This window comes from Rudanella lutea DSM 19387, from assembly GCF_000383955.1.
GTDB lineage: Bacteria > Bacteroidota > Bacteroidia > Cytophagales > Spirosomataceae > Rudanella > Rudanella lutea.
In genome coordinates this window covers 520,047-533,694 of sequence record NZ_KB913013.1, presented here as the reverse complement: position 1 = coordinate 533,694, position 13,648 = coordinate 520,047, and the positions used below count along the sequence as shown (strand labels likewise).

At 57.5% G+C, this 13,648-nt stretch carries 11 protein-coding genes; 8 read left to right on the top strand and 3 right to left on the bottom strand.

What is annotated here, in order from left to right:
* Nucleotides 1–58: 58 nt before the first annotated feature.
* The 3 genes from RUDLU_RS0102390 to RUDLU_RS0102380 all read right to left on the bottom strand — a co-directional run bounded on the left by RUDLU_RS0102390 (nt 59) and on the right by RUDLU_RS0102380 (nt 6,367).
* Nucleotides 59–1,255: an efflux RND transporter periplasmic adaptor subunit gene (locus RUDLU_RS0102390; RefSeq protein WP_019986747.1), complete on the bottom strand. Its 1,197-nt coding sequence runs from the start codon at nt 1,253–1,255 to the stop codon at nt 59–61.
* Nucleotides 1,256–1,402: 147 nt separating this feature from the next.
* Nucleotides 1,403–5,800, bottom strand: coding sequence for a CusA/CzcA family heavy metal efflux RND transporter (locus tag RUDLU_RS0102385; protein ID WP_019986746.1), 4,398 nt, complete (start codon nt 5,798–5,800; stop codon nt 1,403–1,405).
* 180 nt (nt 5,801–5,980) lie between these two features.
* Nucleotides 5,981–6,367, bottom strand: a complete 387-nt coding sequence (locus RUDLU_RS0102380; RefSeq protein WP_019986745.1) for a hypothetical protein — start codon at nt 6,365–6,367, stop codon at nt 5,981–5,983.
* Nucleotides 6,368–6,515: 148 nt separating this feature from the next.
* On the opposite strand from RUDLU_RS0102380, the gene RUDLU_RS0102375 reads away from it, so the two are divergent.
* The 8 genes from RUDLU_RS0102375 (at nt 6,516) to ccoS (ending at nt 13,643) form a co-directional block, all read left to right on the top strand.
* Nucleotides 6,516–6,929 (top strand): MarR family winged helix-turn-helix transcriptional regulator, encoded by a 414-nt coding sequence (locus RUDLU_RS0102375; RefSeq protein ID WP_044129287.1) that lies wholly within the window; start codon nt 6,516–6,518, stop codon nt 6,927–6,929.
* A 114-nt stretch (nt 6,930–7,043) separates the two neighbouring features.
* Nucleotides 7,044–7,493: a DinB family protein gene (locus RUDLU_RS0102365; protein ID WP_019986742.1), complete on the top strand. Its 450-nt coding sequence runs from the start codon at nt 7,044–7,046 to the stop codon at nt 7,491–7,493.
* A gap of 16 nt (nt 7,494–7,509) precedes the next feature.
* Nucleotides 7,510–8,469: a YheT family hydrolase gene (locus RUDLU_RS0102360; RefSeq protein ID WP_027302686.1), complete on the top strand. Its 960-nt coding sequence runs from the start codon at nt 7,510–7,512 to the stop codon at nt 8,467–8,469.
* Nucleotides 8,470–8,626: 157 nt separating this feature from the next.
* Complete coding sequence (locus RUDLU_RS0102355; RefSeq protein WP_019986740.1) at nt 8,627–9,166, top strand: DUF4442 domain-containing protein; 540 nt, start codon at nt 8,627–8,629, stop codon at nt 9,164–9,166.
* 2 nt (nt 9,167–9,168) lie between these two features.
* Complete coding sequence (locus tag RUDLU_RS0102350) at nt 9,169–9,867, top strand: alpha/beta hydrolase (RefSeq protein ID WP_019986739.1); 699 nt, start codon at nt 9,169–9,171, stop codon at nt 9,865–9,867.
* Nucleotides 9,868–9,957: 90 nt separating this feature from the next.
* Nucleotides 9,958–12,393, top strand: coding sequence for a heavy metal translocating P-type ATPase (locus RUDLU_RS0102345; RefSeq protein ID WP_044129771.1), 2,436 nt, complete (start codon nt 9,958–9,960; stop codon nt 12,391–12,393).
* Between the two features lie 147 nt (nt 12,394–12,540).
* The gene (locus tag RUDLU_RS0102340) at nt 12,541–13,293 is read left to right on the top strand and encodes an acyl-CoA desaturase (protein ID WP_027302685.1); all 753 of its coding nucleotides are present in this window, start codon (nt 12,541–12,543) and stop codon (nt 13,291–13,293) included.
* Between the two features lie 176 nt (nt 13,294–13,469).
* Nucleotides 13,470–13,643, top strand: coding sequence for a cbb3-type cytochrome oxidase assembly protein CcoS (ccoS, locus tag RUDLU_RS0102335; RefSeq protein WP_019986735.1), 174 nt, complete (start codon nt 13,470–13,472; stop codon nt 13,641–13,643).
* Nucleotides 13,644–13,648: the final 5 nt, after the last annotated feature.

The following is a 13,648-nucleotide window of genomic DNA, read 5'->3' as shown; positions in this document are numbered from 1 at the left end:
CGCCCCGCTCATTCACTCAATAAAGCAACGCACTCCACTCTTTCACTCTTTCGCTCTTTCACTCTTCCTCCCCTCCGCCTTTCCATTGCGAGAGAATGGCGTAGGCACCTTTGACAACCACGGGTGTTTGGGCCGGGTCGAAACCGGCGGGTAGCACCACGCCCGAATACCCATCTTCGGTAACGCCCCGGCGAATGGGCAGGGCCTTGTAAGAGGTATTGTTACCGTGCGGAGCCTGTGCGACAAAAATATACTCCTTCCCCTCCGACGACACGATGGCACCTTCGGGGAGAGCGGGTGAGCGGTTGGCTCCCAGCTCCACAACGGCCTGTAAAAACGCGTTGGGCGGCATGGTGGCGGCCGCGGAGCCCCCCTCAAACCGGGCCAGCACCCGAACCGAGCGGTCGGTGTCGATGCTGCGGTTGATGAGATAAATCCGGGCCGTTTGTTCGCCCCGGCCTGCCCCCGCCAGTCGCACGCGCACCCGTTGGCCCTCCCGCACAAGGGGTAGGTCTTTTTCAAAAACTGTCAGTTCAGCAAACAATTGATCGGTGCCGACCAGCTGCGCTAGTACGTCGGCGGGTTGTACGTATTGGCCCAGATTAGCCGGTACCTCGGTCACAACGCCGTTGACGGGTGAGCTGACGGTATAGGTACTCGTAAACTGCCCTTTGGTGGCCGATTCGGGCGAGAGGCCCAGCCGACGGATGCGCAGGGCCAGGGCGCTCAGGCGGGCGCGGGTCGCGTTGAGGTCCGAACTAGTTTGCTGAAATACTTTCAGGGCCCCCACGTTTTCGCGGCTCAGTTCCTGCTGCCGGGCGTATTCGGCTTCCAGATAGGTCAGGCGGGCGCGGTTTTCGGCGTAGTCCTGCTGCACCTGAATCAGATCAGGGTTTTCGACCCGAGCGAGCACTTGTCCTTTCCGAACCCGTTGGCCCGGCAATAAGGTAATCTGACGGACAAAGCCGCCTTGCAGGGCCGAAATAGAGACCCGATTTTGCGCACTGGCTACCACCCGGCCGTTCAGGGCGAGGGTTTGGCTCAGATTGCGGTACTCAACCAGACCCGTGGCGATACCCGCGAGCCGAATCTGATCGGCTGTCAGAAGTACTTCGTCGGAAGGGGCCTCGGCCGAATCCGCCGGGGTTTGGGCAGTGGCTTCGGTTGTCGGTTTATCGGTACTCTCCCCCGACTCAGTTTTCGGCTTACAGGCGAAGGGAAGGGTAAGTATCAGGGCAATGGCTATATAGTTCATGGACGGAATTGTTCGTAATGGATAATGGGTAATGGATAATGAACAATGAGTAATGGATAATGCAGAATGAACAGTGAGTTTGATGCACTCAATCAGACTGCGCGCCCGCTCAATCGCTCAATCAGGCTGCGCGCCCCGCTCAATCATTTACTGCCCCAGCAGCCCTTCGAGCGTGATCACGGCCTGATTGTAGGCGTTGATTGTGTCGAGGTAATTGGTGCGGGTTTGGTAGGAGCGGGTGAGGGCCTGTGAATACTCCAGATAGCCAATCTCACCCGCCCGAAATGCTTTGCGGGCTCCTTCAGCCAGTTGTTGGGCGGTGGGGAGGCCCGTTTGTTCAAAGTACGAGAGGCTCGCCTGTTGCTTCCTGATCTCCTGCACGGCCGAGGCCAGGCTACCCTGCAACACCCGTTGGTTGTACGTCAGCGTAGCCTCAGCAACCTGTTGCTCGAGCCGGGCCGTAGCCACACGGGCACGGCCGGCTTTGGCAAAAATTGGAATCGAAACCCCGGCCTGCACGCCCTGAAACCGGGTGCCGCCCCCGTACAAACGCTCCTGACCGGCATCGGTGGTTTGCGGTCCCCGCAGCGACTGGTTAAAGTAGCCCACGGTCAGGTCGGGCCGGAGCCGGGCCTGTTCTACGCCAATTTGTTGCTGGGCAATGGTTGTCTGTTGCTGCAAAAGGGCCAGTGTTGGGTTTTGAGCCAGGGCTGAGTCGGACAGGGGCGGAATGGCCCGGCGGTTCAGTACGTTGTCGGCTACGGTGAGCGGGGCATCCGTGTGGAGCAACGTTTGCAGATCGTTCCGGGTAATGGCCTGATCGGCCGTTGTCAAGGCTACCAGATTCCGAACTTCACCCAGCAGGTTATCGGCCGTGGCAACCTCAAGCGCTGTACCCTCGCCGGTCCGTCGGCGGACATCGGTAGCCCGCCGAAACTCTACCAGCAGGCTATCCTGCTGACCCAGTAGTCGGGCGCGTTCGTTGAGGTACACCAGCTGGTAATACACCGACCGGACCTGCGTGCGCAACTCGTTGCGGGTGACCTGGGCGGCCAGCTCGCTACCCCGAATGCCTGCATCGGCCAGTTGACTCAAGCGGTTGTTGAGCCGGAAGTTGGGTAGTGTCTGGCTGAGGGTCAGGTTGTTGTCCCAGCGGTAGCTGTTGTATTGACCACTCAGGAGCGTGACTTCGGTACGGGGTACAACCAGAGCCGTAGGTCGGGCGGTTCGTTGTAAGGCCACCTGTAGCTCGCCGATTCGGGCGGCCCCGTTATTGACCAGTGCTCGATCAATCGCCTGTTGCAAGGTTACCGGTGCGGGCGTTTGGGCGGTCGCTTTCGGAAGGCTAGGCCCCACCAGACCCAGCAGCAACAGTACGGCTACTGTACCGGCCGGGGGCGTTGGGGTGGACCGTTGGTTCCGAAATCCGTTTTGCTCCCACCAGTACAGGCAGGGTAGCACGAGCAGGGTGAGCAGGGTGGCTGAAATAAGGCCGCCAATCACGACGGTGGCCAGCGGTTTTTGCACTTCGGCTCCGGCCGTTTGGGAGAGAGCCATCGGCAAAAAGCCGAGCGACGCAACCAGGGCCGTCATCAGCACCGGCCGTAGTCGAGTGGCGGTACCCGCCAGAATACGGTCGAAAAGCGACAGGTTGCCTTCTTGCCGGAGATGATTGAACTCACCGATGAGCACAATCCCGTTGAGCACCGAAACTCCAAACAGGGCAATAAAACCCACCCCGGCCGAAATGCTAAACGGCATGTCGCGTACCCACAGGGCCAATATCCCCCCGATAGCTGCCAGCGGAATAGCCATGAAAACCAGCAGCGCCTGCCGGAGTGAGCCGAAGGTGAAGTATAAGAGCAGGAAAATAAGCCCCAGGGCCACCGGAACCGCAATAGAGAGCCGTTTGCGGGCTTCTTCGAGGTTCTGGAACTGCCCCCCAAATGTCACATAATAGCCTGCCGGGAGTTTTACCTCTTTATCGAGCCGGGCTTTGAGATCGTTCACAACCGATTCTACGTCGCGGCCCCGTACGTTGAAGGCAACCGTAATCCGGCGTTGGGCGTTGTCGCGCTGAATCTGGTTGACACTGTTTTCAAAGCGGACATCGGCCACCTGCCCAAGCGGTACGGCCTGCCCGTTGGCTCCGCTCAGCAAAAGGTTTTGCACATCGTCGAGTTGCTGTCGGCTTTGCTCGCGCAGGCGCACCGCCAGCCCGTACCGGCGTTCACCTTCGTACACCATGCCCGCATCGGCACCGGCAAAGGCGGCCTGTACCAGTCGGTTAGCGTCGTTGATGGCGATACCAAAGCGGGCCAGAGCCGCCCGGTCGAAGCGGATCACGATCTGCGGCAAACCCGACACCTGTTCGACGTACAGTTCGGTGGCACCGGGTACGCTACTGACCACGCGGCCAATCCGGCGGGCATATTCGGAGAGTTGAGCGAGGTCTTCGCCGTACAGTTTCACAGCCACATCCTGCCGGATGCCGGTCATCAGTTCGTTGAATCGCATTTGAATCGGTTGTTGAAAACTAAAGCTGACGCCCGGCAAGCGGGAGAGTTCGGCGTGCATTTTCTCGGCCATGTCGTTCATCGTGGTGGCCGATGTCCATTCGCTCGGGTCCTTCAGAATCACCATCATGTCGGCCGCTTCAATGGGCATCGGGTCGGTCGGAATCTCACCCGCGCCAATTTTGCCCACAATCTGTTTCACCTCAGGAAATTTAGCCTTGAGCATGCGTTCGGCTTTGAGCGTCGCGTCGATGGATTCAGAGAGTGAGCTGCCCGGAATCAGGCGGGTATCCACAGCAAAGTCGCCCTCGTCGAGTTCGGGTATGAACTCGCCACCGAGTCGGGAAAAGAGCATCAGTGACCCGACGAAAGCGGCTACAGCAGTGCCCACTACCAGCCCCCGGTGCGCCAGTGTCCAGCGGATCGTGGGGTCGTAGATGCGGTGGAAAAAGCCCATGATCCGGTCCGAAATGGTCTGATGACCTTCGGGCTGGACTTTTTTGCTCAGCAGCAGGGCCGACAGCATGGGTACGTAGGTGAGCGACAGGATGAACGCGCCCAGAATGGCAAAGGCTACCGTTTGGGCCATCGGCCGAAACATTTTGCCCTCTACACCCACCAGCGCCAGCAAAGGCAGGTACACGATCAGAATGATGAGCTCGCCGAACGCGGCCGACGACCGGATCCGGCTGGCCGATTCAAACACTTCATCGTCCATCTCGGCCTGCGTGAGCGTGGCCCGGTGGCCCAGCGCCCGGGTGCGTAGGGCCAGGTGATGGAGCGTGGCTTCGACAATAATCACGGCCCCGTCTACAATCAGGCCGAAGTCAATGGCCCCCAGGCTCATCAGGTTGCCCGATACCCCAAACAGGTTCATCATCGACACCGCAAAGAGCATGGCCAGCGGAATCACCGAAGCCACCACCACGCCCGCCCGCCAGTTGCCGAGCATGAGCACCAGCACGAAAATAACAATGAGTGCCCCTTCAATCAGGTTGCGCGATACCGTGCTGATGGCCCGGTTGACAAGGTCGGTCCGGTCCAGGAAGGCCACAATCTCGACACCTTCGGGCAGCGACTTCTCGATCTGCGTAATCCGTTCTTTCACGTTGGCAATCACGCGCGACGAGTTTTCGCCTTTCAGCATCATAACCACCGCGCCCACCACTTCTTCTTCGCCGTTGCGCGTGACGGCGCCGTAGCGCACGGCGTGGCCAATCTGCACCTCGGCCAGGTCGCGTACGAGCACCGGTACCCCTTCGCCCGTTCGTTTCACCACCACGCTGCCCACATCGCCCAGGCTGGTGAGCAGGCCTTCGGTTCGTATAAAAAAGGCATTCGGCCGCCGGTCGATGTAGGCCCCTCCGGCATTCTGATTATTCTGGTCGAGGGCCGTAAACAGCTCGTTCATGCTTACACCCGCAGCCGCCAGCCGGGCCGGGTCGACGGCCACTTCGTACTGCTTGAGGTACCCGCCAAACGTGCTGACATCGGCCACGCCGGGGGTGCCCAGCAGTTGCCGCCGGACAATCCAGTCCTGAATGGAGCGGAGTTCGGTGGGGGAGTAACGGTTTTCAAACCCCTTTTTGGGCTGCACCACGTACTGGTAGATTTCGCCAAGCCCGGTTGTCACGGGAGCCAGTTCGGGGTCTCCGGCTGAGGGCGGTATTTGCGAACGGGCCTTCGCCAGCCGCTCAAAAACCTGCTGCCGGGCCCAGTACACGTCGACGTTTTCTTTAAACACGATGGTGATCACCGACAACCCAAAGCGCGAAAACGACCGAATTTCGACCAGATCGGGCAGGGTAGCCATCGTTTGCTCGACCGGGAACGTGATAAGCCGCTCCACGTCGGTAGCCGACAGGGCGGGGCTACGGGTGATGACCTGTACCTGATTGTTGGTAATATCGGGCAGGGCGTCGATGGGGAGTTGCGTGAGCGAATAGCCTCCCCAGATAACGAGGGCTGCCGTAAAGAGCCCGATAATCAATTTGTTACGGATGGAAAAATAGATAATGCGATCCAACATGGGATAAGCGGGAAGGGCGACCTGTAATCGCCTGTTCGGAAGGGGAATAAACGGGAAAAGGAGTCGAAGAGCCGACGTGTAGAAGCCTACGGCCCGAAACGCGCAAAATGCCCAAAACTGGGTGTTAGGGCCCGGTTACCAAAAAAGTACGGGCATAGGAATCCAGCCGAAGAACCCGAACTAACGTCGGGGGGGATTAATGAGGGAGAATACCCCCAGAAACGAATAAAGGTCGTTCTGGCGTTTGAAAAGAGCCTGTGCGAGGGGTATGATCTGCACAAGCGGGGAGGCACTGAAACCCAGAATAGCGGGCGGAAAAACCGGCACCGAATGGCCCACGAGCGGCATGTCGTGGTGGCAGTGGTTGGGGTGTTTCTGGTGTTCAGAATCAGCCCCGTAGTGCATACTCAGGAAATCGATAAAGCCGAGTTGCGGGTTTTCCTGCTGATGCTGCTCGTAGTGACGGAGCACCTGCGCCCACCGCGCCGATTGATCGATGCTGAATATGGGCAGCGTACTGCTTCCCAGAATCAGCGTGGCCAGTAAAAGGGCGACAATCGACTTCATGCGGTTGGAGATGATACTTCGGTAACGTTCGGCAAATGTAAAAATTCCCCACCAAATCCCTTGTTATCTAATTTAGAAGTAGTCCAACAATTTAGTCCGTCTACACCACAATAGTTGCATATACAACTTTACCCGTTACCTTTACGGCGTGGAAACAGAAAACTACTGCGTTGCGGGTCGGTTGCGTATGTTGGCGCGGGTAGTGACGATGCGCTACAACGACGCGTTTACGGGGGAGGGGGTTACGATGGCGCAGGCTGCTTTGCTGATGCGAATTTTTGCCCAGCCCGGCATTCGGCAGGTGGCCCTTTCAAAAGCGTTGCTGATTGAGAAGTCGGCCATGAGCCGCGATATTCAGTTGCTGCACCGTCACGGCTGGCTCGATGCGAATGTGCGGGCGGGGCTGCACCTGACCGAGTCGGGGACCCTGACAGCCAAACGCTGTCATAAAATCTGGAAACAGTTGAACGCGTCGCTCCGGGAAGACCTTGGCCCCGAAGCCATTGATGGTCTGAGTGTGCTCTCGGCCCGGCTTCAGCAAATGAGCAGCCCGGAGCCCTGACCCCGTGTGGCGCTCAAACCGAATGAATAACCGGGCCTTAGCCGGGATGCTGCCTAATGGAAACGGCTGTAGCCTCGTTTTTTTCAACCCAAAATCACAAACCAACAACCCTTTATGACCGGACACCTACTGGCAAACCTGTGGCGCATCAATCAGGCGAGTGCGCAGGGGCCTATCAACAAACTGACGCCCGAAAATTACCAGAATCGACTGACGCCCGAAACGGCTACGGCCGGGTTTATTGCTCTCCATGCGGCCGAGGCTATACACAACTTTGCCCAGATCATGTTCGGTAGGCCCGTGACCATCGAGACCCGGGCCGTGGGTGGGGTGTCTGATACCGGGCAGCCCATTGATCTGGATGAGCTGAAACAGTTTGTGTCGGATAGTTTCGCCATGATTGCCGGGCAGATTACCGCCCTTCCCGACGAGCAGTGGACAGAAGAGATTCAGACGCCTTTCGGGGTATCGACGCGCATGGGTGTGCTGGCGTTTCTGATGCACCACAATTCGTATCATGCCGGTCAGATTGCGCAGGCGGCCAAGAAAGGTAGCCGGTTTTAACTCTTTCGCTTACACCATGCCCTACGTTACGCATGACCGGGTGAAGCCTCCGGTTTACCTTTGGAATGGACATCTGCAAACCATCTGGCCAAGTATGGCCCGGCGGATCGACGGGGTTACGTACCAACGCGAGCGCATCGATACCCCCGACCACGATTTTCTGCTGCTCGATTGGTCGCGCCGGGGAAATCGACGGTTGGGAATTGTGGCTCATGGTCTTGAAGGCGACGCCCACCGCCCGTATCTCAAAGGTATGGTAAAGGCGCTGAATGGGGCCGGTTGGGACGCCCTCGGCTGGAATTTTCGGAGTTGCGCCGGGGAGCAGAATCGGCTGCGCACCTCGTACCATATCGGCAAGTCCGACGATCTGGACCTGATAGTCCGGCGGGTGGTAGCGAGTGGAGAGTATGATGAGGTGGCCTTGCTGGGGTTTAGTGCCGGGGGCAACATTACGCTTAAGTATGCCGGCGAGCAGGGGGCCGACATCCCGACTATCATCAAGCGGGTGGTCACGTTTTCGGTGCCGCTCGACCTCGATGCGGTGGCCAATCATTTCAAGCGGCTGAGTAATCGGATTTACGACAAGCGGTTTCTGAAAACGCTGATTGCCAAGGTGCGCGAGAAGGCAACGCAGCACGACATTGACCTGTCGTACATCACCCGTATCAAAACCATGCGCGATTTCGACGAGTATTACAGCGGCCCTATTCACGGGTTTAAGGATGCCGACGATTACTACGCGCACAATGCGTCAATGTACTTTCTGGACAAGATTACTGTGCCGACCCTGATCCTGAACGCCCAAAATGACCCGTTTCTGCCCCAGGAGTGCTACAACCCGGCGTTGGTGGCCAATGCCCCGGCCGTGACCCTCGAAATTCCCCGGCACGGCGGGCACTGTGGGTTTTCGCATCATTCGCTCAACCGATGCTGGGCCGAAGAACGGGCCGTGGCGTTTCTGGATTCGGGCGTGTAGAGAGCCTCTCTGACGGGATAATGACAACCAAGATATTCAGTACTGGACTTCGGACTTCAGACACTGGACGTTAGACATACTACCTTTAGACATGGAGGTCTAACGTCTAATGTCCAATATCTAATGCCCAGTACTGAGACCAAGACATCAGCACAAAATGGCTAAGCGACCTCAATTTTTAGAAACCCACCGGCGCGAATCGTTTAAAACCTGGCGGTTTCGGACGATTATGAACTGGTACCCGATGTATTTCGGAACGGGTGGCAAAATCCTATTCTGGTCGGGCGATTGGCGGGAGGTGCACTTGCGGCTCCGGCGCAACGTGTGGACCTACAATTTTGTCGGGACCATATTTGGTGGGAGTATGTTTGCCGCGTCGGACCCGTTTTACATGCTCATGATCTTGCAGGTACTGGGTAGTCGGTATGTGGTTTGGGACAAAGCGGCCAGTATCCGGTTTCGGAAACCCGGCCGAACAACGCTCTACATGCGCTACGAACTGACCGACGATGTGCTGGCCCGGATACGGGAGGAGGTAGCCCAAAAGGGGCAGACCGAATACCCGTTTACCCTGCAATGGGTAGACAAGGCGGGTGTTGTCCACGCCGAAATCGAACGGATATGCTACATTGCCGATAAAGCCCATTACGAAAAACGCAAAGGCGAACGGCAGTCGTCGCGCTTTCAAAACAGCTAATCATGGCGCAGGAACACCATCTGACCGTCAGCCGAACGGCCCGGTACTACACTCTGGGTGGCGAGGCCCCCGAGCAGGTCACCGACCTCTGGTTTGTGCTGCACGGCTACGGCCAACTGGCCCGCTACTTTATCCGGCGGTTCGATGTGCTCGACCTCGACCATACCCTCGTGGTGGCACCTGAGGGGCTGTCGCGGTTGTACCTTGATGCTGAATACGGCAAAATCGGGGCTTCGTGGATTACCCGTGAAGACCGAGACCACGAAATTGCCGACTATACGGTGTACCTGAACACCCTGTACGATACCGTGCTGGCTCAGTACAACCTGACCGATAAACCCCTGCGCGTCACCTTCTTCGGTTTTTCGCAGGGAGCCGCAACGGCCTGTCGGTGGCTGGCCAACCGGCTGGGCGCGGGTAGGGGCGGAGCCGTGGTGCGGCTGGTGCTTTGGGCGGGTTTCTTCCCCAACGGGCTGGCCGATGTGATTGACCCGGCGGCCCTGGCTCCCCTCGAAACGCTGTACATCTACGGCCGGGCCGACGAATACATTGTGCAGATGCCTGACCCCGAAGCCTACATAGCCCGGCTGCAAGCCGATTTGCCCACCTTGCAGGTAGTGCCTTTTGACGGTAAGCATGTGGTTGAACGCGAGGTGATTAAGCGGTTGTTCGGGCGTGGGCTGCCGGGTGCTGCCGAATAGGGCTGACGGGAATCAGAACGGGTAGTGACGGGAGTCATGCCCGTTTGGGCGTCGAAGCGTGACCTTGCAGGTACGTTCGATAGCATTCTCATGGTTACTACTGCCACCTCCTGCGATCACTGCGGCAACCCCTGTCCCGAACAGCCCATCACGTCTGGCGAAAAAAACTTTTGCTGCGACGGATGCCGCACGGTCTATACTATTCTGAGTGAACACCAGCTTTGCCAATACTACGACCTCAACAATCGGCCGGGTATTCAGCAGGCGCGGCCGCAGGCAATTGCCCGATTTGCGTTTCTGGACCTGCCCGAAGTACAGCAGCAACTGGTGGAGTTTCAGAATGAGACGCAAACCACGGTCACGTTTTACGTACCCACTATTCACTGTAGCTCGTGCCTGTGGTTGCTGGAGCACCTGTACCGCATCAATCCGGCTATTCGGCAAACCCGCGTCGATTTTCTTAAAAAGCAGGTACACCTGACGTTTTCGCACCCCGACCTGTCGTTACGCGAGGTAGTTGAGCTGCTCAGTTCGCTCGGCTACGAGCCGCTTATCAGCCTCAACGATGTGGTCAAAGATGCGCAGAAACCCACGTACCGCCCCTTGCTGTACCGCCTGGCCGTGGCCGGTTTTTGTGCGGGCAACATCATGTTGTTCAGCTTCCCCGAATACCTCGGCCTCGAAGACTCCACGTTTAAGCAGTGGTTTGGTATTATCAACCTGATTCTGGCGACGCCCGTGGTATTTTTTTCGGGCTCGGGCTATTTCCAGTCCGTTTGGCAAAGCCTGCGCCGGGGTATCATCAACATCGACTTTCCGATTTTGCTCGGTATTCTGGTGGCTTACTTCCGGGGTACCTACGAGGTGTTTGCCCTCAACGGTGCGGGGTATTACGACTCCGTTACGGGTCTGATTTTCTTTTTGTTATGCGGTAAATGGTTCCAGCAACGCACCTACGACTTTCTGTCGTTTGAGCGCGACTACAAGTCCTATTTTCCGTTGGCCGTCATGCGGCTCGAAGCCGACCGCGAAGTGCCGGTGCCGGTGGGTAATCTCCGCAAAGGCGACCACATCCGGATTCGGCACGGGGAACTGATTCCGGCCGATGGGATGCTCTACCGGGGCTCGGGCCTGATCGACTACTCGTTTGTCACGGGTGAGTCGGAACCCGAACGCCGGGAGCCGGGCACGCTGTTGTTTGCCGGTGGTCGGCAAACGGGCGAAGCCATCGACCTCGAAGTGGTGCGCGAAACCTCGCAGAGCTACCTGACCCAGCTCTGGAACAACGACACCTTCCGAAAAGCCGAAACAAAGAGCGAAACCCCCAGCCCTACCGGACGGTTTACCACCTTTGCCGATTACGTAGGTAAGTATTTCACCATTTCGGTGCTGACGATTGCCCTGCTTACGGGGCTGTACTGGTACGCGTATCGGGGCGATGCGGGCACGGCCGTCAATGCCTTCACGGCTATTCTGATTGTTGCCTGCCCCTGCGTGCTGTCGCTTTCGTATCCGGTAGCACTCGGTCACGGCCTGCGGCTGCTGGGTAAGCGGAAGTTCTACCTCCGCAACGCCGACGTGATCGAGCAAATGGCCGCCTGTGATACCGTTATTCTGGACAAAACCGGCACCCTGACCACCACAACCCCGGCCAGTGTGCGCGAAGAGTTTGCGGCCGAATTGACCACTTATGAGCAGTCGATGGTGAAATCGCTCGTTCGGCAGTCGGCACACCCGCTGAGCCGGCGGCTCAACACGCATTTTGACAACGTGCACACGCTGCCTACCGAAAGCTTTACGGAAGTGGCCGGGCAGGGGATTCTGGCCCTGGTAGATGGATGGATGGTGAAACTCGGTCGGCGGGAGTTTGTCGGCGACGAAGGGGCGGGGCAGCCGGTCAACACGGGCGATTCAGTCGTACACCTGAGCATCGAAGGACACTACCGGGGCTGTTTTCGGTTCCCCGGTCAGTACCGGCCGGGTATCGAGTCGATGTTAGCCGAATTGGGCAAAACCCATACGCTACACCTGCTCTCGGGCGACCATGCCTCGGCCCTGCGCAGCTCAACCGGGCTTCAATTGAGCCGTTGGTTCCGCAAAGACCGGATGGTGTTTGAATGCAGTCCGCAACAAAAGCTCGACGTGGTGCGGCAGCTTCAGGCCAAAGGCCACCGGGTATTGATGGTTGGTGATGGCCTCAACGATGCGGGGGCTCTCAAACAGGCCGATGTGGGGATTGCCGTCACCGACGATACAGTGCAGTTTACCCCCGCGAGCGACGGTATTCTGGAAGCAGGTGCCCTGCGCGAGTTGCCCCAGTTCCTGAGCTATAGCCGCTTCGGGATGCGGCTCATCCGGTTCAGCTTCATGATTTCGCTCCTCTACAACTTTGTGGGCCTTAGCTACGCCCTCACCGGCAATCTCTCGCCGGTGGTTGCCGCCATCCTGATGCCCCTCAGCTCAACCACCATGGTCCTCATCGCAACCATCGGGATGCGGGTGAATAAACAATTGGTGAAAGAGTGAAAGAGCGAAAGAGTGACGCACGCGCTCTTTCGCTCTTTCACTCTTTCACTCTTTGCTTCTGTTCCAAATCAGCTCCTTGTTTGATCTTCGTCATGCCTGCAACCGGGGGGCGGGGTCAATTTTGCCTTGCCATTTTTCATTTGTACTATGCTTGTTATTATCCTCTTCTTTCTGGGTCACTGGTACCTCTCCATTTTTACGCAAACCTTCTTTTTGCATCGCTACGCGGCCCACGGTATGTTTACGATGAGTCCGCGCTGGGAGAAATTCTTTTATATTCTAACGTTTATCGGGCAGGGTTCGTCGTTTCTGAGCCCCCGCGCGTATGGAATCATGCACCGCCTGCACCATGCCCATGCCGATACCGAGTATGACCCGCACTCACCCTCGTACTCGAAAGGTATTTTTGATATGATGTGGAAAACGCGCCTGTTCTATAACGACATCGTCAACAACCGCGACCATATTCCGGCCAAGTTTAAGAAAGGAGTTCCCAACTGGGTATTTATGGAGTGGCTCGGCGACCGGTGGCCCGTGCGGCTGGCCTGGGGCACGCTCTACACACTGGTGTACATTGCCTTTGCGCCCTCGCCCTGGTTCTTTCTTTTGCTGCCGATTCACTTCCTGATGGGGCCGATCCACGGGGCTATCATCAACTGGTACGCACACCGCTACGGATACGCCAATTTTGAGTTGGAAGACACCGCCAAAAATCTGCTGCCGTTCGATTTTCTGATGATGGGCGAATCGTACCATAACAACCACCACAAATTTGGAGGCCGGGCCAATTTTGGCGGCTTCCGCTGGCACGAGTTCGACCCGACCTACCCGATTATCCGGCTCATGAACGCCATCGGAATCATCCGGCTCAAGGCGAATAATGATTTGAAATACATGTAGGAGAGCGAAAGAGTGAAAGAGTGAAAGAGCGAATAATCCACTATTCCACTCTTTCACTCTTTCGCTCTTTATCTCTTTTTGGCCTGCGCCTGAACTTTATCAACCTGCTGCCTGATAAACCTCATGCCGTTCCAACTGGTGGGGGGGCACTTTTGCATAACCAAAGATCGACGGTTATGCACATTATCTTCTTTATGATCGGAGTCAGCCTGATGATGGCCCTGGGGTTTCTGGGCGCCTTTTTCTGGTCGATGCGCAACGGTCAGCACGACGACCTCTACACCCCCTCGATGCGTATTCTGCTCGATGATACCGACTCAGCTTCTACGACCGACGTACCCAATAACTAGTCTGT

Coding starts and splice junctions, on each gene's coding strand:
- RUDLU_RS0102390 (WP_019986747.1), bottom strand. CDS start 1,255: ATGAACTATATAGCCATTGCCCTGATACTTACCCTTCCCTTCGCCTGT.
- RUDLU_RS0102385 (WP_019986746.1), bottom strand. CDS start 5,800: ATGTTGGATCGCATTATCTATTTTTCCATCCGTAACAAATTGATTATC.
- RUDLU_RS0102380 (WP_019986745.1), bottom strand. CDS start 6,367: ATGAAGTCGATTGTCGCCCTTTTACTGGCCACGCTGATTCTGGGAAGC.
- RUDLU_RS0102365 (WP_019986742.1), top strand. CDS start 7,044: ATGACCGGACACCTACTGGCAAACCTGTGGCGCATCAATCAGGCGAGT.
- RUDLU_RS0102360 (WP_027302686.1), top strand. CDS start 7,510: ATGCCCTACGTTACGCATGACCGGGTGAAGCCTCCGGTTTACCTTTGG.
- RUDLU_RS0102355 (WP_019986740.1), top strand. CDS start 8,627: ATGGCTAAGCGACCTCAATTTTTAGAAACCCACCGGCGCGAATCGTTT.
- RUDLU_RS0102350 (WP_019986739.1), top strand. CDS start 9,169: ATGGCGCAGGAACACCATCTGACCGTCAGCCGAACGGCCCGGTACTAC.
- RUDLU_RS0102345 (WP_044129771.1), top strand. CDS start 9,958: ATGGTTACTACTGCCACCTCCTGCGATCACTGCGGCAACCCCTGTCCC.
- RUDLU_RS0102340 (WP_027302685.1), top strand. CDS start 12,541: ATGCTTGTTATTATCCTCTTCTTTCTGGGTCACTGGTACCTCTCCATT.
- ccoS (WP_019986735.1), top strand. CDS start 13,470: ATGCACATTATCTTCTTTATGATCGGAGTCAGCCTGATGATGGCCCTG.